This is a genomic window from Pontibacter saemangeumensis (assembly GCF_039541895.1).
In the GTDB taxonomy this organism is placed as follows: domain Bacteria; phylum Bacteroidota; class Bacteroidia; order Cytophagales; family Hymenobacteraceae; genus Pontibacter; species Pontibacter saemangeumensis.
The window spans coordinates 245,096-266,910 of the sequence record NZ_BAABHC010000002.1; the positions used below are offsets into that span (position 1 = coordinate 245,096).

Consider the following 21,815-nt stretch of genomic DNA (forward strand, 5'->3'; position numbering starts at 1 on the left):
CCGTTGGTAAAGCTCTAACATGTGAAGGCGTGCTTCCCTCCCTCCCCGATTTTTAAGATACTCTATTTCATACAATCCTTAAGTGAGAAGCCCGGCCCGTTGCCGGGCTTTTCTTTTATCTTCATAGAAGCGGGATTAGAAACTATTCTACGGTGCCTCAGAAAATAAAGCTTTCCCCGTTTGAGTATCCGGCCTTTATAAATAAACCTACTTCTTTCTGCTTTGCCGAAATTTTGTCAGCAATGGCTGACAAAACAGGTCTGCATACAAGTCCTTCGGCTTGCTGTGGAGCATCATTATACCGTGCCCTATACTTAAAGTAATAGTTATAACAACATCTATATATAACAGATCTACAACAAACTAACGCTATGTTTACACATTTTTTACTCACCTGAATATATAGGCACTATTGGGGTCAGAGATGGAAGGCAAGCTCCTGTTAAAATCCACTGCAAGAAAAACTTCACCAGCTTTTGTAACTTTAGATAGGCGCATTCTTTGTTTATCTAAAACAGGTAGCGAAACAGGAGACAGTTGAGCAGACAGCTGGTTCAAATTTATACCGGCAGCGTTACCTTGTGCGGCACCATCCGTTTAAACCATATATAAAAATCAGCACTATGGAAAACAAGGAAGAAAATCAAGCAGCCATCTTTGAGCAGATCTGTGAAGTCAACGACCTGGACCCACAGGTGATCAGGGCAGAGGCAAAACATAACAACAACCGTAAGCACGGGCCCGGTGAAAACATAGACAGGCTGATCCGGACGGCCTTTCGGCATCGTGCCAACGAACTGGTGGCAGAGCTGGATATAAGCTCAAGCAACAGCGTGGAAGAAGGCAAGGAGTACCAAGCTGACGGTGACCCTGCGGCCCCGAGCTTCACCATCAACGAAGCGTATATCCGCACAAAATACAGCGAAGCGGAGGCAAAGCAAATCATCGCAGCACTCGGCCGTGTACAGTTGCCCATACAGTCTTAATAGTTAATGTATCCCTGCATATACCCTATATAAAACGTTCATATATAAAACATTATACCACAGCAATAGCACAGAAGATAACTTCTTTAGAAGAATACCGAGTCATTGGGAAACCAATAAACCGCCGAAGGTTCTGTCAGAAATCTTTTCAAAGGCTTACCAGATTCTCACGTGCTTCTTCTAACTTCACACATATGGAACTACAAGGCACCTGGACAAAAGATGAGGAAGGCTATATGTCGTTTGAGACACCGGAGCTGCAGCGCCTTTACGAAACGGTAACAGACAGCTACCACCGCATCTATAACCGGTATGTGGAGGAGTTGGATGACGATGACGACGCCTATTACAAAGCGCTGGAGGAGGGCTATGAAATGATAACCGATTACAAGAACATAGAGGGCCAAGAGGAGTTCGTGACAAGTTACAGCACCCCTGCCTATATAGCCGATATATGGTACGGGTTTGACGAGGAAACCAACAAACGGGTATATAGCCAGGGCTTTATCCGGATCAGCAGCAGAACCACTTCAGCTTAAAACACCGCCAATCGAATCAGCTGGCCTTTTCGATATGCTCCTGGTCGTTCAGGGCGATTCTGGCCAAAAGCTCACGGAGGCGCTCGATGTGCACCTTCATTTCCTCTGCCCTGCCTTCCTGTAACTCCGCCCAGCGCCGGCTTCCTTTTTCCGTATCGCTCTGCGACATATGCAGCAGTATATTGCGCCGCTCCTCTAGGGTGCGCATCGCTACCCAGAGCGTCTCCTCCAGGTGGGAGGTCATGCTCAGCAACAGCGAGTCCTGCGTATAGGCGTGGCCGGTATGGCACCTGTAGCGTTTCAGTGTGCCGGGTTGGGTGAGTTCCCATAGGCTACCGCCACACTCAGGGCAGCTGTACGGCACCCGCTCCCCTATTTTATTCAGCTCTTCGATGTCGTTCATAGCACTGTTGGTCATAATGCGTTCAGTAATCTGCACTTCCTGCCAGATATCGCCGGGAACATTCGCAGCCTTTTGATTTGGCTCATGGCACAAGGTTACCAGCAGCTCCGCCATTTCATCCAAGGCAACTACATGATCGGTTTCCACCTGCCGGATGACGTTCTGCGGCAGAGGGGCGAATTCAGCGTCCTCAGGGTCCTGTACCACTGTTTTGCCGCCGCTGCGCTTGATCGCCTCCATGCCGGCCACGCCGTCACTCAGGAAGCCCGTTAAGATCACCCCGATGGCATGGGGACCATAATACGCCGCCGCAGACCGTAGCAGAGGATCGATGGAAGGCCGGAACTGGTTTTCGCGCGGTCCCCGCACCACCAGCATTTCCTCCTCCTTCAGGAGCAAATGCCTGTCAGGAGGCGCCAAGTAGATCGTTCCGGGTTTGATTCCTTCCTTATCCACCGCAACCTTACACGCAAGGGCTGCGCGCTGCCCCAGCCGTTGCACCAGGAAAGGTGCGGAGGAATCCAAGCTTAGGTGCTGTACAATGAAAATAGCGGCCGGCAAATCGGCCGGCAGGTGGGCCAGCAGCCTCTCCAGTGCCTGCATACCGCCTGCCGAAGTACCGATTACGATGATTTTATGGCTTCTGCCTGTCACATTCCACATGCTGTTCTTCCCGATAGGTCCCCTTACGTTACGCAGCCTTGTTCTAAACCTTCCTGCGCAAGTAACACTCTTCCCGCGTAACCTACATAGAATAAGAGTGTCCTGAGGCACATAATCATTTGTGTACGAGTCACTCCCCTAAGTGTTAAATTCAACCTTAGAAACAAAAGTAAAAATCCTGACCTTGGCTGATACGCAACAATACCCGTATTTAGAAGAGCGTACTATCGTGAGGTAACGGCTATAAAATTTAAATAATAAGGTAAATTCGCAGGTTGGGGCCTGGAAGCCTGCATACTTGTAATCAGCAACATCAGCTAACTGAAGGTGAACAGCAAAAAAGGAGAATCAAAAGGGCATAAAGCAGATAATGAATTGTTTGTAGTAGGCGTTGGAGCCTCTGCAGGAGGATTCCAGGCGCTGGACGCTTTTTTCAGCAGCGCCCCCCTCGATAGTGTTGCCTATGTGATTGTGCAGCACCTGTCCTCGGAGCACAAAAGCCTGCTGCGGGAACTGCTGTCGCAGCACTCAGTGCTGGAGATAGTGGAGGCGCAGCAAGATGTGCGGGTTGTCCCGAACAAGGTGTTCATCATCCCAAGCGACAAGGAGCTCACGATCAGGGACAACACCCTCCAACTGAGGAACAAGACCAATGCCGCCCGCACCAAAACGATTGACACCTTTTTCAAATCCTTAGCCGCTGACAAAAGACGCCACGCAATCGGCATTATACTGTCAGGCACCGGTGATGACGGCGCTGAAGGAGTAAAGTCCATCAAAAGAGCAGGCGGCATGGTGCTGGTGCAGGAGCCTGAAACAGCCAGGTTTGATGCGATGCCCCGAAATGCCATTGATACCGGCAGCGCGGACTTTGTGCTGGCTCCCGAGCTGATGCACCGGGAGGTGTTTAATTACGTGAAAGTAGCGCCCATCGCTGACGAGATGACCGATCTGGTGAACAACGACACAGAGTCCTCGTTCTTCCAGATCCTCGACCTGGTGCATGAGCATTCCGGCATTGACTTCAGCAACTACAAACGGCCGACCATCATCCGGCGCATCAGCCGGCGCATTGCCATCACCGAGTCCGGTAACCTCATAAATTATATGGACTACCTGCACCTTCACCCGGAGGAAATTGAAATCCTAAGCAAGGAGTTCCTGATCGGGGTGACGCAGTTCTTCCGCGACGCAGAGGCTTACGAAGCGCTGGCCACCACCGTGATTCCGAAGTTGATTGACGGCAAAAAAGTGTCGAACCAGCTTCGCATCTGGGTGGCGGGCTGTTCGTCGGGCGAGGAGGCCTACTCTCTTGCCATCCTGGTTCGGGAGTACATGAACAAGGTGAAGAAAGACCTGGAAGTAAAGATTTTCGCCTCCGACATAGACCGCGAAGCCCTCGATTTTGCCGGCAAGGGGCTTTACACGGCCAGCAGCCTGAGCCAGGTGTCGGAAGATCGGCTGAGCAAGTTTTTTGTGAAGGAGGAAGGAAAGTACCGTGTGAGCCAGCGCATCCGCCGGATGGTGATTTTTGCGCCGCACAATGTGGCAAACGACCCGCCCTTCAGCCGGATTGACCTGGTGAGCTGCCGCAACATGCTGATATACCTCAACCCTGAGCTCCAGAAAAAGGTGATTGAAAAATTCCATTATGCCTTGCGGGAGGGTGGCTTCCTGTTCCTGGGTTCCAGTGAAAGCCTGGGCGAGGTAAAGGGGTTCGCCGAGGTAAACAAAAAATGGAAGATTTTTCGCAACGAGGAACCGGCGCAACTGCTGGGGATGGACTCTTTTGCCAGTGCCGGGCTGAGCAGGTCCTCAATGCCTTTGCAAAATGTACCCAGCTTCACCCGCGACCTGACAACAAAGCAGGCGCTGCACCAGAGCTTTAACGAGCTGCTGAACGAGATCATCCTGGACGAGTATAATTTTGCCGCGGTCTATATAGACGAGAATTATGACGTATTGCATGGCGCCGGCAAATTCAAGAATTACCTTGACCTGCCGGAGCAGACGTTTACGTTTAACCTGCTCAAACTGGTACCACCGGACCTGGCCAGGCACCTGAACCCGATGCTGCGGAAGGCCGTCCGCGAAAAAGAAAAGGTATCCGCGCAGGGAATCCAGGTGCGCGACGGCAACAACCTGCGCCATATAAATGTGGTAGTGAAACCTTACCTGGTCGAGAAGAAGCTGTACCAGCGGTTTGTGCTGGTGCTTTTCTCTGACGAGCAGCCGCGCATTCCGCTCGAGGCAGGGCAACACGCACTGGAACCTGATAAGCTTCAGGACGAAAGAGTACACGAGCTGGAGGTAGAGCTCCAGCAAACGAAAGAGGACCTGCGGGTGGTGGTGGAGGAACTGGAAACCGCCAACGAGGAACTGCAGAGCACCAACGAGGAGCTGCTGTCGAGCAACGAGGAGCTGCAGAGCACCAACGAGGAGCTGCAGTCGCTGAACGAGGAGCTGCACACCATCAACGCCGAGCATCAGTACAAGATAAAGGCGCTGGTAGAGCTCGACGACGACCTGAACAATTATTTCCGAAGCACGAACATCGGGCAGATTTTCGTGGACACCGAGCTTATCATCCGAAAGTACACGCCCGCCGCCACACAACTCATCAACCTCATCGAAAGTGACATCGGCCGTTCCATCTATCAGATATCCAACAACCTGCGCTACGATGAGTTGGTCGAGGATATACACAGCGTTATCACCACCACCCACGTTGTACAGAAGGAAGTTCAGGACAAGAAAGGCGTCTGGTACCAGATGCGGATCATGCCATATATCACCCAGGACCGCAAAATTGACGGGGCTATTGTTATCTTCATCCAGATAAACGAGCTTAAGAACCTGCAACTGCTGCACTCCGGCATCCTGGATAGTTCCCCCAATGCGATCGTGGCTCTCAAAGCAGTACGGAACGAAGCCAATGCCATCTCAGATTTCAAGCTGAGCATTGTGAATTATAAGGCACAGGAGCTTTTCGGGAACCATGAGAGCAACATACTGGGGAAATCGCTTCGGAAAACCTACCCGGCGTTACTGGAGCAGGGCATGTTTGAAAAACTGGTGCAGGTGGTGCATACGGGCGCGATGCTGGATGTGGAACAGCACCAAAAACACGCGGATCAATTCATATGGCTGCACATTGTCGCCGTTAAATTCGATGATGGCCTGGTGCTGACTCTGCAGAACATAACGGAGCGCAAACGCCATGAGCAGGACCTGAAGAAACAGCAGGAGGAGATTAAGGCCAGCGCGGAGCGTTTCAGGACGCTGTTGGAGGCGATGCCGCATATAAGCTGGACGAACAAGCCTGATGGGGCAAAAAGCTCCTTTAACGGGTACTGGTATGAGTATACAGGACTTTCAGAGGCCGAATCAGCAGACTGGGGCTGGACGAAAGCCATCCACCCGGATGATGTGGAGCATGTGCTGCAAAGCTATATGGACTCCCTGAAAAAGGGCAAAGTGTACAGTGCCCAGGCCCGCTTTCTCCGCAAAGCAGATAACCACTACCGTTGGCACCTCATTAAGGATGTACCGATCCGGAACCTGAACGGCGATATAAATCTATGGGTGGGTACTGCAACCGACATCCAGGACCAGAAAGACGCGGAAGAGGCGACCATCCAGCTGCGGCTGGCGCAGCAGCGCGAAATCCTGAAGGCGATTTTGCAAACCCAGGAAACGGAGCGCGATCGCATTTCGGAAGCCCTGCACAACGGGCTGGGCCAGATCCTGTACGCTGCCAAGCTGAACCTGAACAGCATGAGTTCCGAAAGCCCCGATGTCATAGATATAAAAGAGCGCGTCGACCAACTCCTGAGCGAAAGCATCACGGTAACACGCAATATTTCGTTTGAACTTACCCCCTCTGTGTTGAAGGAATTTGGTCTGAAGACCGCAGTCGAGGAAGTGATCTCGCGCATTACGCACCCCAGCCTCAAAATCACGATCGACATGGTCAGCTGTGACAAACGCCTCGACTATACCATGGAGTTGTCGCTGTACCGCATTATACAGGAACTGCTCAACAACATCCTGAAACATTCGCAGGCGACAGAAGCTTCTATCGAACTTACATGCGACCAAAGCTCCGTCATGCTTTGCGTGAAAGACAATGGCATTGGAATAGACCGTGAGGAGTTGAAGAAGCCAAAGGGAATCGGCCTGCACAGCATCCAGAACCGGGTAGACCTGCTGGAGGGTAAACTGGAAGTGGCAACTTCAAAAAACAACGGCACCAGATTTAAAATAGATATCCACCACTAACCCGCTTTTAAGTCAAGAGATTTACCAGGCAAAGCCTTTTACTTTTACATTAACTATGGCATTTTATATATCTGATTATGTATCATATATAATTATGTTTGCAAAGATTAACTGACAACAGCTAAACTCCAATAACGTGGACTCGGTAATTGTTCTGCCTAAGCTTCTAACAATTGTCCACCCCTCCGGCTTCACAACTTTCATGTTCTATAGCTAAGTGTAGTGCTCTCAGGCCGAGAGGCCTCGTTTTCCCCCTCGGCGCTGTGTAAGTGAAGCTGCCCTCGCTCCGCTGCGGGCTGCCTCACTTCGTTCGGCACCGCATCACTTACAAATAGAGGGCCCCTACCCCCGGCACCTCAAGGAAAAACTGGAAACAGTGTCGCTTTGTGCCAGCAACGCATTATATATTCTTTTGCATAATGATCATTATATTTGCGAATTGCGCTAAATTTAATTCCCAAGTCTACGTTCCAATAACAGTTGTTCTCAGCAAAAAAATCTTCGGTCAAGACAAGCATTTGTATGCATATAGACTGACCTTGCTGGGAGGGCTACAGGTATGCAGCCCTCAATCCTTTATTGCATTTAAGTGCATTGTACTGAGCATCTCCTGCGCTTCGAGAAGAACGGCTGCATAGGGCTTATATAGAACCCGCTGCGGAACTTCACCAGGCTCTTCTTCGGCGTCCCATAACCCAGCGCGGTGCCAATGCGCCAGGTTGTCCCAATCGGGGCGGTCGATTATGGGATACAGGCACACGCCCCACAAGGGCACCCCCGCCGCCAGCACTGCTGCACACTCTTCGGCCATATGCCGTATCCAATATGGCCGGTCTACTCCCGGGTGGCTGGTTTCCGTGAGCACAACAGGTCTGTTGTAGCGCTCATATGCTTGCATTAACAATTTGTGTAAAGGCAGCCACCGGGCATCTTTCGGTTCATCTGCCCAACCCAGGAAGTCCTGCGTATGCACCACCCACTGGTTGTCGTAGTAATAGTTGAAGCCCAGTATATCGAGGTAGTCCTCAGTGCCGCCCAGTTCAGGGCAAATGCGTCCGCACAGCATATCCACTGCCTGAAACTGCAGCTCGTGCGCGTGTCGGGCCTCCTCCACCTGTGCGGGCGTGGCCTCCAGCGGCGGCACAACCTGTACCAGCGGCTCTGTCGTGAGGATGCGGATTGAAGGGTCGGCTTCGCGCAGTGCAGCGACTCCTTCGATGTAGGCCCGCATCAGGCCATATTTGACTTCCCAGCCCTGCCCCACGCAATACGGCGACGTGCCGCGCACATCGCCGCCCAACCAGGACATAAAACTCACCTCATTGATAGGCGTGACCACAAGCGGGCCTTCCGGATTTAAGGTGCGGTAAAATTCCACAAACGCACGGCACATCGCAGCAAAACGACGGGCAAACATCGGGTGCAGGGGAGTGAGGTCGTCCGGGTAGCCGAAATGGCACAGGTCCCACACCTGCTGTATGCCCTGCGCCTTCCCACGCTTCAGCATATGGGCGACCACAGACCAGTCGTAGGTGTAAGGCTTCCTCTCGACCTGACTCCAGCGGATACCTTCCCGCACCGTGCGGATATGAAAGGGCTGCAGGTTCCTGTAATCCTGTTCCAGCAGTTGCAAATGCCCGGTCAGTTTCAGAAAATCCACTCTGTTACCGAAAGCATTAAGCTGATCAGTGCATTCGAACCCCGCCATCCAGAAAGACAGAAAGGGGTTTTGCCTGTATAAGCCTGACCGTTTAGTTTTGGGCGTTTCCGCCATATGCACCAGCTTAGTTAACGCTTCGGAAAATGGTGAAGCTGCTATTGACGGGTACAAGAAATCACCGCTTTCTAAAATTTGTCTCAAAAAAACCAATCTTAAAGATCCTGAAACTGCTGTAATCTATCACATCAACACATGATTGCTAATCACCTGATTTCAATTTGATTATCATCAGCTATATATAACTTATTCGTTCATGCACAAACCTTAGTCGTGCTTAACTTTCCCGTTCAGGCTAATCGTGGTTTTGGGGGCGGCAGGTTCGGAAGCAGCCGCGGCCGCCATCTTTCTTCTTGCCATCACAGGAGCCTTTGTCTTTGTCACTGCCGCTGCTTCACCCACTGGTGCAGGGCCGCCCTCTCCAGATAAACGCTTGAACAGGGTCAGTGCCTGCGCCACAACCTGGTCCATGTTGTAATAGCGGTACGTTGCTAGCCGACCGACGAAATGCACACCTTCCTCTGCCTCGGCCAGTTTCCGGTACATGGTGTAGCGTTCCGCATTCTCCGGGCGGGGCACAGGGTAGTACGGGTCGCCTTCTGCCTGCGGGTATTCATATACCACGCTCGTTTTGGGATGCTCCTGCCCCGTCAGGTACTTGAATTCCGTCACGCGGGTGTAGGCGTGCTCGTTGGGGTGGTTGATGACAGCCGCCGGCAGATGCTGCTCTTTGTCGAGCGTCTGGTGCCTGAACTCCAGCGAGCGGTACGGCAGCTTGCCAAACCGGAAACCGAAGTACTCATCCACCGGGCCGGTATAGATCAATTCTTTATATGGAATCACCCCCTCCAACTCCCTGTAATCAGTGTTCAGCATCACCTTGATGTTAGGATGGTCCAGCATGCGGCTGAACATGGCCGTGTAACCGTGCAGCGGCATGGCCTGATAGGTGTCGGTAAAATAGCGGTCATCGCGGCTGGTGCGCACCGGCACCCTTGCGGTCACCGACTTATCCAGCTCCGAAGGGTCCATGCCCCACTGCTTCCGGGTATAGTTGCGGAAGAACTTTTCATATAGCTCACGGCCCACCCTGCTCACCACTACATCCTCCGATGTTTTTATATGCGGCACTTCTTCGGCCACGGAGGCGAAGAAATCCTCCAGCTCGAAACTGGTTAAACTCAGGCCATATAACTTATTGATTGTATCCAGGTTAATCGGCATAGGCACCAACTGCCCGTCCACGCTGGCTAGCACCCGGTGTTCGTAGGGCCTCCAGGCAGTGAAACCGGAAAGGTAATCGAATACCTCGCGGGAGTTGGTGTGGAAAATGTGCGGGCCGTAGCGGTGCACCAGCACACCCGCCTCGTCGTAATGGTCGTAGGCGTTGCCCGCTATATGCTGCCGCTTGTCGATGATCAGCACCCGTTTGTTCAACTGGGTGGCCAGCCGCTCTGCCAGCACACTGCCAGCGAAGCCGGCACCCACGATCAGGTAATCAAACCCTCCTTTTTTCGACACCGTCGATACTTCTGTGCTGCTCATCATGCTGCTTTTCCCTTTCTCTGCTTTGCCGCCTGCGCCATGAGCCGCACCATCTGCCCCCAGGTTTCGTCCCAAGACATATTTGCCATAAAATGCTCCACTTTCTTTCCCCATGCCTCGTCCTGCTTCTGCCCCAGCGCAGCCATTATGGCTACTTCAAACTCCGTCGCCGAAGAAGCGATATGCACCAGCCCTTGTTCCCCATAGGGGCGCACAACGTCCCGGATAGGCGTTGAAACCACGGGCTTTCCCGCCGCCAGGTACTCCGGTGTTTTGGTCGGGCTGATAAAGGCGGTGGATTCATTGATCGCAAAAGGCAATAGGGCCACGTCCCAGCCGCTCAGGTAAGACGGCAGTTCCTTGTAAGACTTCCCGCCCAGGTAGTGGATATTCCGGCGTCGGGGCAATGTGGCCGGGTCAATTTTCACAACAGGCCCGACTATTACCAACTGCCAGTCAGGTTGTGCGTCCGCCAGGTCCTCAAGCAACGCAATGTCCAGGCGCTCGTCTATCACCCCAAAAAAGCCGAGTCGAGGAGATGGAATTGAAGCCTGGTCTGCTGGCTGCTCCTGCCGTCGCCTGGCCTGGCCGAAATGCGCTTTGTCGATGCTACTGGGGAAGGCATGCACAGCAGCGTGTTTATCGCGCTTAGCCTCATAAAGACTCTGGCCACCCGTAAACACAAGGTCAGCTTTTTGAAACAGCGCGAGTTCCAGCTCTTTCAGCCGCGGTGGTGCGAATTTAAATGCCGCCAGTTCGTCCATGCAGTCGTAGACGGTGAGCACCGGCGAAAGGTGTGAGGTGAACCCCAGGGCCATGGGCGTATAGTACCAGAGCGCATAGCTGGCAATCCCCTGCTCCTGCAGCATGCCGTTCAACAGCTCCCGCTGCACATCCTCCAGTTGCTCGGGGGTCAGGCCGTGCGGCAGGCGCGGCACGGCTACCTGCACGCCTCCCTCCCGCTCCGAGAGATCAAGGAAAGGGGTATCGGTATCAACAAACATGGGCTCTTCCATGAAAAACACGCGCCCATGGTTCGCGAAGCGGGACAGCAGGTGCTGCGGCCGCTGGTAAACAAAGTCCCAACGCAGATGCGAAAGGCACACAACGTCTGGCATGTTCAGCAGAAAGTTATCTGGTTCCCGGCTTTTGCTATTTGCTTTGCTAGCCGGATAAGAGCTGTTATAGGCGGGCTTTATGTCGTTTATTTCTATCTCATGGTGCACTGCCGTTTCCGGTGTCTCTTTAAACATAAGTTTATTCTCCTTTTTATGTAGTGTTATGGGGTGCTTTTAAAATCGGCTCTATCTGTGGATGTCCGAATCAGGTATTACGCTAGGAAAGTAAAAAAGTAAATGCTTTAACACCGATATATAAAAATATAATTTACAGGGAATGCACCGGCGGGCTTAACCACTTGAGCATAAACATAAATCCCTATGAACTAAGGCACTATAACTACGAATCATATATATAAATTTTTGAATTATATTGCCATTTCAATTGCACCCCAAAAGGCGGATTAATTGGCAGCAGCAGGTGATAAAACAAAGGTAAGTCTGCAGGATGTACAGGAGGCCGCCTCAGCCCCAGCCTGAATAGCGGACCAACCGTGAACCCGGAGCAACAAGGCAGGCAGCAAGGACGGCAAAGGCGTAATCCCTAACACAGAAAATTCGTTATACTCTCAACCCACTGTGTATACCCTGCTGCTTATGACTACTTCCGCACATTCCAATTTCAGTTCGACAGAAGGTTTAGAGAATCCTATGCCAGCTAAAGGCCCTCAGAATCCGCTGCCACGCGCTGTGCTGCGCCCAAACACGCATTACCTGCTGGACGGGGAATGGGACTTTGCATTAGACCCGGAAGACCGCGGGCTGCGTGAAGCCTGGTACCTTGGCTATAGGTATGAACTCACGGCAAACTGGCCTGGCTCTGTTGAGGCGCACATGGTAGAGGCGAAAGGGCATCCGGCGGTACCCTGGCAGGACCAGGTCATTGTCTGGTATGAGCGTGAATTCGAGCGTCCTGAAAGGGAAGAGAATGCCGCCCCTGCCATGTTCCAGATTACCTTTGGGGCCTGCGGATACGAAACCCGTGTGTGGCTTAACGGCCGCCTGCTCAGCACGATTGAAGGGGAAGAAGTGCACTATGGGGAGTATACCTCCTTCTCATACGAGATAGAAGAAGACCACCTGCTGCCGGTCAATCACCTGACCGTGCGCATTGCGGATACCATGAGTGCGGAAACTACGCGCGGGAAGCAGGAATCGCATGTGTACAAGCGCGGGGGCATCTGGTACCAGACGCACACCGGAGCGGTACGCAGCGTGTGGCTGGAGACCGTGGAACGAAACCGGCTCCGTTCCCGCGTTGGCGTCGTGAGCGTCATCGAGGATTCATTGATCCGGTTTAACCTGACAACCCGCATCCATGACCCCGGGCCGTACACGATCCGGCTCCGCATATATGAGCGGGACAAACACAACGAGGCCCCGCTTTACGAATCCGACTTTCACCTGCACCTGCACGCCGGGCAGAAGCAGCAGAATGTGGTGGTGCACGCACCGGGCATACAATGGTGGTCGCCGGACAACCCGCACCTTTACCGGCTGGCCGCTGACCTGATAGACGCCAATGGCTATTCGGCGAAGATCGTGGCCCATTTCGGGCTTCGGAAAATCGAGGCGCGGGGCCGTTACCTGTACCTCAACAACAAAGCCATTTACATAGATGGCATCCTTTACCAGCCCGGCACCTCCACCTACGAGGAGACGCGGCGCCATATGTATGCCATGAAGGAGCTTGGCTGTAACCTGGTGCGGGTGCATATCGCCGGTATTGACCCGCGTATATACAACCTGGCTGATGAAATCGGGCTCCTGCTGTGGGTGGAGGTGCCCAGCCCCCACAGTTCAACCCAGAAAAGCCGCGAGAACCATTGGGCCGAACTGCTCCGGATGCTCGCCCTGATCGAGACCAACCCCTCCGTGGTGATCTGGAGCCTCTACAATGAGGATTGGGGAGCGCAGGACATTGCCACGAACCCCGACACACGCCAGTATATCATGAATACTTACCACTATATGAAAATCCGGCACCCGCAGTTTCTGGTGGTGGATAACGACGGTTGGCAACACATTTCCTTTGAGGGCAAACTCAAGTCCGACATCCTGACCGCTCACCTCTATACCCCGGAACTGGATAGATGGCGGGAACTGCTGGATGCCCTGACGCAGGGGCAACTGGAGGGGGTGGCTGCCTTCCCGCTGGTGGTTGGGGACCCGTATTTCTACAGGGGGCAGTCGCCGCTGATCGTGAGCGAGTGGGGAGGTTTCGGGTTTGCCGACTACGGCGGGCCGCAGGGGCCGGAAGAGCGGGCGGAGCGCATCCGTATATATAAGCAGGAACTGCGCAAGCGCCCTATAGCCGGGGATGTCTATACCCAGGCCACTGACATAGAGGACGAGCGGAACGGAATCATAGAACCTCACACCGGTAAGTTGCTGGTGCCCCCAGGCCTGCTTCGTTCCCGGGAGGGAGATTAAACCAGTAAACTAACTATATACATCAGGCCACAATCATTTCGAACTTAGGCGCTCGCTATATAAGGGATAACTGATCTGGCTTGGCTGTGTGCCCGAGGAGTCGTTCTTGCTCTAGGGTAAGGTGCCAGTTAGTTTTGGATATATATAAGCTATATAAAGTCCTGTTGCGGTAGAAAAAATGGCGGATTTAAAGTCCTTCAGGTATCCATGAGGTGTTGCACATCCACGTACTCCAGGTAAGGCTCCACAATGGCAAGGGCGGTGGCGTCTTTCCGGAAGGAGGTTGTGATTTGCAGCCCCTCCTTTTCCCAGAGCTCCACAAAACGGTTGTTCAGGGAGTACAGGGAAACACTCCACTCCAGGTGCTGACGCTTTGCAAGCACAGTACCTTCTTTTGCCAGCACCTCGGCCTGGCTCCAGGAGGGCAGGCGCTGAAACATCGAAAACTCTAACATATAAATTTTAATATGGGTGCTGCTCTACCAATAGCAGCACCATGATGGCTTGTTACAAATATCCGTGGAACACTGATCCGCACATTGCGGCCGCATCCGGCTTCAAGTACATTTTTCTATTACAAAACGTTTAAATAAGCAAACAAAACTGCACCCTGCCACGTGATAGTGTCATCTATCCAAAACTAACTTAAAGAAAGCAATGGCACAAAGCGAAGATGAAGTGAAGGTGATTGTTTTCGACCTCAATAAGACTTTCTATATCAAAAGCTCGAAAGACGAGTTTTTCGAATTCATATGTACGAAGCGCCCCAAGCGGTTGGCCTATTATTTTGAAATGGCCTACTATAAGCTGCTTCGCCAGCTTCACCAGATCCGGAAAACGGAATTCAAGGAAAACTTCTTTAATTATTTAGACAATATTCCACCCGAACAGGTGGAGGCGTACGCCACTGAATTTTGGGAAAAAGAGTTTCCCGGGAATTTCAACAAGGAGCTAAAGGAGCATTTCGACAACATGAAAAAGCAGGGTGTCAAGCTTTACTGTGCCACAGGGGGGCTGGAGCTTTATGTGGAACCGCTGTTCAGGTTATATGAAATCGACGGATTTGCCGGCACCCAGGTGAAGTATGATGGTGAAACATACAAGGTGCAGGGCAAGGCCTGCAAAGACGAAGAGAAGGTGTGCAGGATGGAGAAGCATTTTGACGGGAAGCCTTTCAAAGTGATAGAGGCCTATTCCGATAGCAAAGAAGCGATACTAGAGGAAGCCGAAAAGCCATTTCTTCTAAAAGACGAAAAGATTGAGCCCTACAAGAAAAGAAGGTAAGGGATATCTGTTCCCTGTATGCGTTTCGAGTTACTGATGTTTGTCTAATTCGAGCAGTGGGTTTTTGGTTGTGCCCCTGCCCACTCTCCCATATGCGCTGGCGAAGCACCAATTATTGGGTATTTTTTTAAACAATCCCAACGCCAGAACGTTTTGATAGGAGTATCGAAAATTATAAATAAAATAATTCTATGGAAACATCAATGAATGATCTGAAAAACAAAGCAGCAAGAATCAACCCGGAGCATAGAGAAGGACCGGTAGCCAGCATAATAGAAGAGCAAACTGCAAAAATACCCTCTGATGTATATTTATGGGCCGCAATTGGCTCTATCGCTGCATCGTTGGCTTTCAAAATAATGAAGCAAGAGAAAAACGCCCTTTTTGTTGGGCAGTGGGCACCAACCTTCCTGTTGTTAGGTAACTACAACAAGATGGTGAAGCTTTTGGGCCACGATAGCAAATCTTAAATAGATTTCACGTCATGCCGGACTTGACTGGCAGGGTGTAGTTTTTTATGAATGGTGTCTGCGCTGGCATTGCCAGCCCATCATGAATAAAATCAAAGAGCGCCGCAATAGTAAAACCTGGTAGACGGATTTTACTATTGCGGCGCTCTTTCTGATGTAGCAGGCTTCGGTGGATTGGGCAGCGGCAATCTGATTTATATAGCTTCCTGATCCACTGATCCAAAAGGAATAGATTGCTCTACTTCTGCCATTCAACCTGCAAAGACTTAAGTCATCGGATAAAATTTCAGCCAATTTTCGGTTCAGAGACCTCCTGGGAAAATCTTTAACTTCTATATAGATAGAATACTTGCTTTTTTTCATCCTGATTTTGTCATTTCTCCTTCACCCGGAAAAACACCTACTCCACTTCAACACGGGCAACGGCGGCAAGCGGGATATGCACATTGAATTCAGTGTACTCCCCCTCCACTGATTCCACCAACAACTCGCCCCCATGGCTTTTGGTCACGATGTCGTAGCTGAGGGAAAGCCCCAAGCCAGTGCCATACCCAGTGGGTTTTGTCGTGAAGAAGGGCTGAAATATCTTCTTCATCACAGTTGACGGAATACCCGTGCCATTATCCCGCACCTTGATTTGTATATAATCCTGTTGTCGAAGCGTGCTAACCTGCACCTCAGGCTGGTATCTCTCCCCATTTTGTTTCAGCTTCTGCTGGGTAGCATAGAAGGCGTTGTTAAAAAGGTTCAGCAACACCAGGCCTATCTCCTGCGGAATCACTTCTACTCTGCCCAAATGCTGATCAAAACTGGTTACCAACTTTGCATTAAAGCTCTTGTCCTTTGCGCGCAGGCCATGGTAAGACAAAAGCAGGTGCTCGTCTGCGAGGGCATTCAGGTCTATCGCCCTTTTCTCCCCACCTGAGGCCCTGGAATGCTCCAGCATGTTCTTTACAATGCTGTCGGCCCTTTTCCCGTGGTAATGTATCTTGTTCAGGTTCTGCTCCACCAGCATCAGCAGCTCCTCCTCCAGCGCATCATTTAGTTGCCCGTTTTTCATTTCCTCGCGCAGCTCCTGTAGCAGTTCTATGCTTACTTCAGAAAAATTGTTGACAAAATTGAGCGGGTTCTGAATTTCGTGCGCGATGCCGGCGGTCAATTCCCCCAGCGAGGCCATTTTTTCGGATTGGATTAACTGGCTCTGCGCCTCCTTTAACTGCAGATATGCTTCCTTTAGCTCTACGTGGCGCAGCCGGTGAATCTCCGCCTCCTTCTTCTCAGTTTCTATCTGGTTGAGCAGTTCCAGGTTCTTTAGCTTCGTGCTGGCAGTCAGGTTGATGGTTTCTTCTTTAATGCGATGGTATTTCTCATAGCTTGCAAGGGCGCTTTGGAAATCACCTGTTTGCTTGAAAACGTCCGAGCGCGTGAGATGAATGTCGTAGAGCAGGTATTTCAGGTTTGCTTCCTCCGCATTGTGAAGCGCCTGCTGCAGGTAATGATCCGCCAGGTCAAATCTTTTACCGTGTATATATAACTTAGCGAGGCAGGTACACAACCGGCAGAAATTAGCCGGAAAGGGGTTGGAATGCTGCTTTGTAAGCTCCAGGGCTTCCGTCAGGTATTTCTCCGCCTGTTCCGGCCTGTTCTGCTCCAGGTAAAACTCTCCAAGGTAGTGCAAAGACACCAGCCACCCATGTATTTCGCCCAACGCACGCCGGGCCGCAAGGCTCTCGAGCAGGTGTGCCTCCGCTTCCGGGTACTGCTGCAGTTTTTGGAGGATTACGCCCATTCCCATCCGGGCGGCGGCAACACCCGCAGCATCGTTTAGCTGCCGCTGCACGTCCAGGCTTGCGCTGTAGTGTTTTCTTGCTTGCTGCAAGTTGCCGGACTGCATATACAGGTACCCCAACTGCATGTTGCACACCGCCTGGCCTGACAGGTCGCCCATTGCCTGCCGGAGGGCAAAGCTTTGCTGAAATGCGTCCAGCGCCTGCGTAAAGTCTCCGATGCTACGGTATACCAGGCCCAGGTTGTAGAAGGTTCTTGCCCGCCCCTCCTCATCCTGCAACACCTCAAAAATGCCGGCAGCCTGCATCAGCGTCTGGTAGGCTGAAGCGTAGTTTGCCAGCACCACTTCGGCGAAGCCTCGGTTGAGAAGCGCAGTGGCAGCGCCCTTCTGGTAAGCGATTCTTTCCGCGAGCGCATGGGCCTCCCTGCTCTTCTGCAGCGCAAGGGCTGTGTCGGTGTGTCTGGCCTCATAAGCAATGCTATTAAGCAGGTCCACGCGCATGGCAGTATCCACCGTTTCCTGCAGCTGCTCCTCCAATGTTCGGATAACCTTGTCTATTGTGCTCACACACCAAACTGCGTTAAATGATAATCAGCATGTGCGTAAGCAAGAAGCCCCCAATCCTCTCGGGTCATCTTGCCGAAAACCGTGTGCGCTGGGTGAAGCTTCGGGGCAGCCAAAAGCCTTTCGATAATGGCCTTGTATCTTTTCTGTTCAGTCTCCAGGTCGTCTACCACGGAGCCCAATTGCACCACATCCACCTCCGGAAACGTTTTAATGTTCCCTTTATCGCGACCAGGCGGCTTTATGTTATGCAGGAACATCCACTTGAACAAGGTGCGCGTGAGCAGGTTGCTCCTGTCGGGCATGGGGATCTCCGCAAAAGCCATGCGGTTTGCCTCAGTTAAATGCCGCACCATCTGCTCCACATTCAGTTTCCCCCACCTGCCTTTGGTGTCCGCCTTCAACATGTCCACACGTTCAAACAGCCCTTGCTTTATGCCAGGCTCAAAGATGCTGTGTTTCATACAAAACCCTCAATTTAATGCTATATAGGTAAAGCTCCTTTGCCTTTGAAGATAGGCTGTAGGTGCGTCTTTTGGATTAACAGCAAAAGTCCAGGAAAGGCGCGCGTATCTGTTCTGTCTTTGAAAATACAAAACAATCTTCATATATTCAGAAAACATAAACGTTGAAATTTTTATATACTACGCCTGCATAAAAGGCATGTATTCTGAGATGCAGGCATATATAGGATTTGGCTTTCAGCCGCACCCCATCTACTGTAATCCACTATCAGCAGCCGGCGCAGGTCACCTTATGTGTGACAGCTTAAACAGTTCAGTATATAGAATTGACCCTAAACTTTAACCGCAACAGACACTTTTGAGCTTCATTGTTATAGCTAAAAAAGAAAGCCTGCTACAGGTAATCAAAATACGTCTTTCAAAGCCTGCTGTGCAGCGTGATACCCGCACATGCCGTGCACGCCGCCGCCCGGAGGAGTTGAAGACGAGCAGATATATATACCCTTGGCAGAAGTGCGGTAAGGGGAAAATCGCAGCACCGGTCTCGTATATAATTGCCCGATGTCGATGATGCCACCGTTGATATCGCCCCCTATATAATTTGGGTTGTACGCCTCCATCTGCGCAGTGTTCATCACATGCCTTGCCAGTATCAAATCCCGAAAGCCAGGGGCGAAACGCTCCACCTGCTTTTCAATGGCTGCCGTCCTATCGACCTGAGAGCCATTCGGAACGTGGCAGTAGGCCCAGGCGGTGTGTTTGCCATCGGGTGCGCGTCTGCTGTCGAAGAGGCTTTGCTGCGCTAGAAGCACAAATGGCCGTTCGGGGTGCTTCCCCTCGGAGGTCAGGTGCTCGTTCCCGGTGATTTCCTCCAGGGTGTTGCCTATATGCACCGTCCCGGCCCGCCTGCACTCCGGAGCAGTAAAAGGAATGGGACCCGCCAAAGCCCAGTCTATCTTGAAAACCCCCATGCCGTAGCGGTAGCGGCCAAGCTGCCATTTGTAAAGGGAAGAGAAACGGTGCCCCGCTATCTGCAGGAGCTGCCTGGGGGTTACGTCAAACAGTACGGCGCGGGCAGAAGGCAATTGACTTAGATGGGTTATATAGGTATTCGTTTCTATTTTGCCACCCAAGGATAAGAAATACGATGCCAGGGCAGCTGCAATCCTCCCAGATCCTCCTACCGGAACAGGCCAGCCCTTCACATGCCCCACCGCCATCAGCACCAGCCCTATGGCAGAAGTCGTCAGGTTTGTCAGGGGCTGGATGGCATGGGCTGCCATGCCGGCCCACAGGCCGCGTGCTTCCGTGGTGCTGAAAAGCTGGTTTGCCAGCGTAACAGCCGAAGGAAGCGCGTGCAGCCCGAACCTGGCCATTGCCAGCGGATGGCCCGGGATGTGCAGGGGCGCCAGCAAGTCCGGGGCAAGCTTCGGCCAATCCTTGACCAGGGGTTCCATCAGCCTGTGGTATGCGCCCGCGTCAGTTCCTAGCTGCCGGGCCGTCGCCTCTATTGATTTATCCAGCACGGCAGCCGTGCCGTTATCGAAAGGGTGTGCTGCCGACAGTGGCGGAAGCACGTATTTCAGTCCGTGGTCGGTGAGCGGGAGTGTTTTAAAAAAAGGGGATTCCGCGGCAAGGGGGTGTATGGCAGAGCATACATCGTGCATATAACCTGGCAGCGTGAGCTCTTTTGACCGAAGCCCGCCGCCAAGGGTATCTTTTGCTTCGAGGAGCAGCACAGAGGCTCCGGCCTGCTGCAACACGATGGCGGCAGCTAATCCGTTGGGGCCGGACCCTACCACGATCGCATCAAAGTCTTTTCTATCCAAGTGTAGTGTTCTTTAGAAAGGTCCGGCAAGGCAGTAATCGAAAAGGCCAACAGGTGCCGCCACAGCTATTTATATATAGGCCTGCCCGTAAGATACGGCCCTTTTTACTCTTGGTTTATTCGGCAAACAGATAAGCTAAATGTTTTCCTATAGGCCAGTTTCTATACAGCGGCAGGTTCCAGCACATTGTTTGCGCTGCCGCCTAAAATTAACTTGCGCAAAGCAAAGAATGAAGCTGAGGCTATGCGAACGATCGGAGGGAAAGGAGGTAAATGATGAAGCGGATTATTCCAGAACATCGTAAATGACCACCGGCAGTGCTTTGTTCTTCAGTTTCACCTCGCCAATATGCTGGCACCTGAACGACTCTTTCACCTGCTCATATATAGTGGACGGAATCACGATCTGGCCGGGCTGGGCCACTGCCTGCAGTCGCTGTGCGACATTTACGGCATCACCGATCACGGTATAATCCAGGCGCCGGAGCGAAGCCGAGCCGATATTCCCGGAAACCATCTCCCCGGAACCGATACCGATCGACACCTGGGGTTTGAACATTGTGCCTTCCGCCTGAATCTCCGGCACCGACTCAAATGCCTTCCGGACGGCCAGCGCTGCATCAATGGCACGGTCGAGGTGGTAGCTGCCCCTGAAAACGGCCATCACGGCATCTCCAAGGAACTTGTCTATATGCCCTTCCTGCGCGATCACTTCCTTCACCATCAGGTCGAAGAGGTTGTTGAGCAGACTGACCACAGTATTGGCGGGCACGCGCTCCGTTATCGCCGTAAAACCGCACAGGTCAATGAAAGTGACGGTGGCCTCAATGGTCTCATTCAGCAGTAGGCTGGATTCAAACTCCTTGTGAATCATGAAATTCAGCACTGTTTCATCCACATACATCTTCAGGATGTTGTTTTCCTTGATGGCGCGCACGGTTTCCCGCAGTTGGTTCACGTGCTGCATCGTTTTCTCCATGGTCACCTCCAGGTCCTCGAAGTTCACGGGCTTGCAGATGAAGTCAAAGGCGCCGCGGTTCATGGCTGTCCGGATGTTCTCCATATCGCCGTAAGCCGACACGATCACGGCTTTGATGATCGGGTTAGCCTCGGGCAGCTTTGTCAGCAAGGTGAGGCCATCCATTTCAGGCATGTTGATGTCACTCAGCACAATGTCCAGATCGGGATGTTCCTGCAGTTTCTTCAGCGCCTCCACGCCGTTCTGAGCGAATACAAACTTGTAAGTGTTCTCCCTTATTTTCCGCCTGAACTTCTGTTTTATCAGCAGCTCCAGGTCGGCTTCGTCGTCAACTACAAGTATTTTAGCCATTAGGATACCAGTATTTTGAGTTTCTCCTTTAAAAGATTAAAGTCCAGCGGCTTCGTCAGAAAATCGTCGGCCCCGTACTTCATCGCCTGCTGATAGTTTTCCTCGTCACTGTACGCTGTAATCATCATCACAATGGGAGGCGGAGAATTATATTTTTGCCTGATCCTGCGGAGCAGTTCAATACCGCTCATGCCAGGCATGTTGATGTCAGAAAGTATGAGCACGACTTCGGAAGGATGCTGCTCCATATATGAAAAGGCTCCCTCGCCGGAATGAGCGAAAGAGAGGCTAACTTCGCCTTTCTTTATCTCTTTACGGAAGCGCTGTTCAAACAGCGGCTGCACATCCAGCTCATCATCAACAACAAGTACATTCATACTTAGCTTAGAATATCCTATACA

General features: G+C 51.9%; 16 protein-coding genes. 6 read left to right on the forward strand and 10 right to left on the reverse strand.

From position 1 onward, the window contains the following. The first annotated feature begins 623 nt into the window (after window positions 1-623). Window positions 624-986, forward strand: a complete 363-nt coding sequence (locus tag ABD920_RS02630; protein WP_345156593.1) for a hypothetical protein — start codon at window positions 624-626, stop codon at window positions 984-986. Between the two features lie 194 nt (window positions 987-1,180). Continuing rightward, on the forward strand, window positions 1,181-1,525 hold the full coding sequence (locus tag ABD920_RS02635; protein WP_345156594.1) for a hypothetical protein: 345 nt from the start codon (window positions 1,181-1,183) through the stop codon (window positions 1,523-1,525). 16 nt (window positions 1,526-1,541) lie between these two features. On the opposite strand, the gene ABD920_RS02640 is transcribed toward ABD920_RS02635, so the two are convergent. Next, complete coding sequence (locus ABD920_RS02640; protein ID WP_345156595.1) at window positions 1,542-2,591, reverse strand: chemotaxis protein CheB; 1,050 nt, start codon at window positions 2,589-2,591, stop codon at window positions 1,542-1,544. Between the two features lie 327 nt (window positions 2,592-2,918). Between ABD920_RS02640 and ABD920_RS02645 the strand changes: the two genes are divergently transcribed. Further along, on the forward strand, window positions 2,919-6,872 hold the full coding sequence (locus tag ABD920_RS02645; protein WP_345156596.1) for a CheR family methyltransferase: 3,954 nt from the start codon (window positions 2,919-2,921) through the stop codon (window positions 6,870-6,872). Window positions 6,873-7,440: 568 nt separating this feature from the next. On the opposite strand, the gene ABD920_RS02650 is transcribed toward ABD920_RS02645, so the two are convergent. The 3 genes from ABD920_RS02650 to ABD920_RS02660 form a co-directional block, all read right to left on the reverse strand. Beyond that, window positions 7,441-8,646 carry a glycoside hydrolase family 1 protein gene (locus ABD920_RS02650; RefSeq protein WP_345156597.1) on the reverse strand — a complete coding sequence of 402 codons (1,206 nt, stop codon included), beginning with the start codon at window positions 8,644-8,646 and terminating at the stop codon, window positions 7,441-7,443. Window positions 8,647-8,856: 210 nt separating this feature from the next. Further along, window positions 8,857-10,209, reverse strand: coding sequence for a UDP-galactopyranose mutase (glf, locus tag ABD920_RS02655; protein ID WP_345156598.1), 1,353 nt, complete (start codon window positions 10,207-10,209; stop codon window positions 8,857-8,859). Further along, complete coding sequence (locus ABD920_RS02660; protein WP_345156599.1) at window positions 10,134-11,387, reverse strand: glycosyltransferase family 1 protein; 1,254 nt, start codon at window positions 11,385-11,387, stop codon at window positions 10,134-10,136. The genes glf and ABD920_RS02660 overlap by 76 nt, the downstream gene beginning before the upstream one ends. A 516-nt stretch (window positions 11,388-11,903) precedes the next feature. On the opposite strand from ABD920_RS02660, the gene ABD920_RS02665 reads away from it, so the two are divergent. Continuing rightward, window positions 11,904-13,685, forward strand: coding sequence for a glycoside hydrolase family 2 protein (locus tag ABD920_RS02665; protein WP_345156600.1), 1,782 nt, complete (start codon window positions 11,904-11,906; stop codon window positions 13,683-13,685). Window positions 13,686-13,882: 197 nt separating this feature from the next. Here ABD920_RS02665 and ABD920_RS02670 read toward each other — a convergent pair whose 3' ends face one another. After that, a complete protein-coding gene (locus ABD920_RS02670) occupies window positions 13,883-14,140 on the reverse strand; it encodes a hypothetical protein (protein WP_345156601.1) in 258 nt (85 codons plus the stop codon). Between the two features lie 202 nt (window positions 14,141-14,342). On the opposite strand from ABD920_RS02670, the gene ABD920_RS02675 reads away from it, so the two are divergent. Further along, a complete protein-coding gene (locus ABD920_RS02675; RefSeq protein WP_345156602.1) occupies window positions 14,343-14,969 on the forward strand; it encodes an HAD-IB family phosphatase in 627 nt (208 codons plus the stop codon). Between the two features lie 191 nt (window positions 14,970-15,160). Continuing rightward, the gene (locus tag ABD920_RS02680; protein ID WP_345156603.1) at window positions 15,161-15,439 is read left to right on the forward strand and encodes a hypothetical protein; all 279 of its coding nucleotides are present in this window, start codon (window positions 15,161-15,163) and stop codon (window positions 15,437-15,439) included. Window positions 15,440-15,839: 400 nt separating this feature from the next. Here the strand turns inward: ABD920_RS02680 and ABD920_RS02685 are convergent, their stop codons facing one another. The 5 genes from ABD920_RS02685 to ABD920_RS02705 all read right to left on the reverse strand — a co-directional run bounded on the left by ABD920_RS02685 (window position 15,840) and on the right by ABD920_RS02705 (window position 21,791). Continuing rightward, window positions 15,840-17,795: a tetratricopeptide repeat protein gene (locus ABD920_RS02685; protein WP_345156604.1), complete on the reverse strand. Its 1,956-nt coding sequence runs from the start codon at window positions 17,793-17,795 to the stop codon at window positions 15,840-15,842. Next, window positions 17,792-18,256, reverse strand: a complete 465-nt coding sequence (locus ABD920_RS02690) for a DUF1569 domain-containing protein (protein WP_345156605.1) — start codon at window positions 18,254-18,256, stop codon at window positions 17,792-17,794. The genes ABD920_RS02685 and ABD920_RS02690 overlap by 4 nt, the downstream gene beginning before the upstream one ends. A gap of 404 nt (window positions 18,257-18,660) precedes the next feature. Then, complete coding sequence (locus ABD920_RS02695; RefSeq protein WP_345156606.1) at window positions 18,661-20,085, reverse strand: phytoene desaturase family protein; 1,425 nt, start codon at window positions 20,083-20,085, stop codon at window positions 18,661-18,663. A gap of 285 nt (window positions 20,086-20,370) precedes the next feature. Further along, window positions 20,371-21,414, reverse strand: a complete 1,044-nt coding sequence (locus ABD920_RS02700; RefSeq protein WP_345156607.1) for an adenylate/guanylate cyclase domain-containing protein — start codon at window positions 21,412-21,414, stop codon at window positions 20,371-20,373. Beyond that, window positions 21,414-21,791, reverse strand: coding sequence for a response regulator (locus tag ABD920_RS02705; RefSeq protein WP_345156608.1), 378 nt, complete (start codon window positions 21,789-21,791; stop codon window positions 21,414-21,416). The genes ABD920_RS02700 and ABD920_RS02705 overlap by 1 nt, the downstream gene beginning before the upstream one ends. Between the last annotated feature and the right edge of the window lie 24 nt (window positions 21,792-21,815).

What these genes read in the sequence shown, in the direction of transcription:
- ABD920_RS02630 (WP_345156593.1), top strand. Translation starts at nt 624, where the DNA reads ATGGAAAACAAGGAAGAAAATCAAGCAGCCATCTTTGAGCAGATCTGT.
- ABD920_RS02635 (WP_345156594.1), top strand. Translation starts at nt 1,181, where the DNA reads ATGGAACTACAAGGCACCTGGACAAAAGATGAGGAAGGCTATATGTCG.
- ABD920_RS02640 (WP_345156595.1), bottom strand. Translation starts at nt 2,591, where the DNA reads ATGTGGAATGTGACAGGCAGAAGCCATAAAATCATCGTAATCGGTACT.
- ABD920_RS02650 (WP_345156597.1), bottom strand. Translation starts at nt 8,646, where the DNA reads ATGGCGGAAACGCCCAAAACTAAACGGTCAGGCTTATACAGGCAAAAC.
- ABD920_RS02660 (WP_345156599.1), bottom strand. Translation starts at nt 11,387, where the DNA reads ATGTTTAAAGAGACACCGGAAACGGCAGTGCACCATGAGATAGAAATA.
- ABD920_RS02665 (WP_345156600.1), top strand. Translation starts at nt 11,904, where the DNA reads ATGCCAGCTAAAGGCCCTCAGAATCCGCTGCCACGCGCTGTGCTGCGC.
- ABD920_RS02670 (WP_345156601.1), bottom strand. Translation starts at nt 14,140, where the DNA reads ATGTTAGAGTTTTCGATGTTTCAGCGCCTGCCCTCCTGGAGCCAGGCC.
- ABD920_RS02675 (WP_345156602.1), top strand. Translation starts at nt 14,343, where the DNA reads ATGGCACAAAGCGAAGATGAAGTGAAGGTGATTGTTTTCGACCTCAAT.
- ABD920_RS02680 (WP_345156603.1), top strand. Translation starts at nt 15,161, where the DNA reads ATGGAAACATCAATGAATGATCTGAAAAACAAAGCAGCAAGAATCAAC.
- ABD920_RS02690 (WP_345156605.1), bottom strand. Translation starts at nt 18,256, where the DNA reads ATGAAACACAGCATCTTTGAGCCTGGCATAAAGCAAGGGCTGTTTGAA.
- ABD920_RS02700 (WP_345156607.1), bottom strand. Translation starts at nt 21,414, where the DNA reads ATGGCTAAAATACTTGTAGTTGACGACGAAGCCGACCTGGAGCTGCTG.
- ABD920_RS02705 (WP_345156608.1), bottom strand. Translation starts at nt 21,791, where the DNA reads ATGAATGTACTTGTTGTTGATGATGAGCTGGATGTGCAGCCGCTGTTT.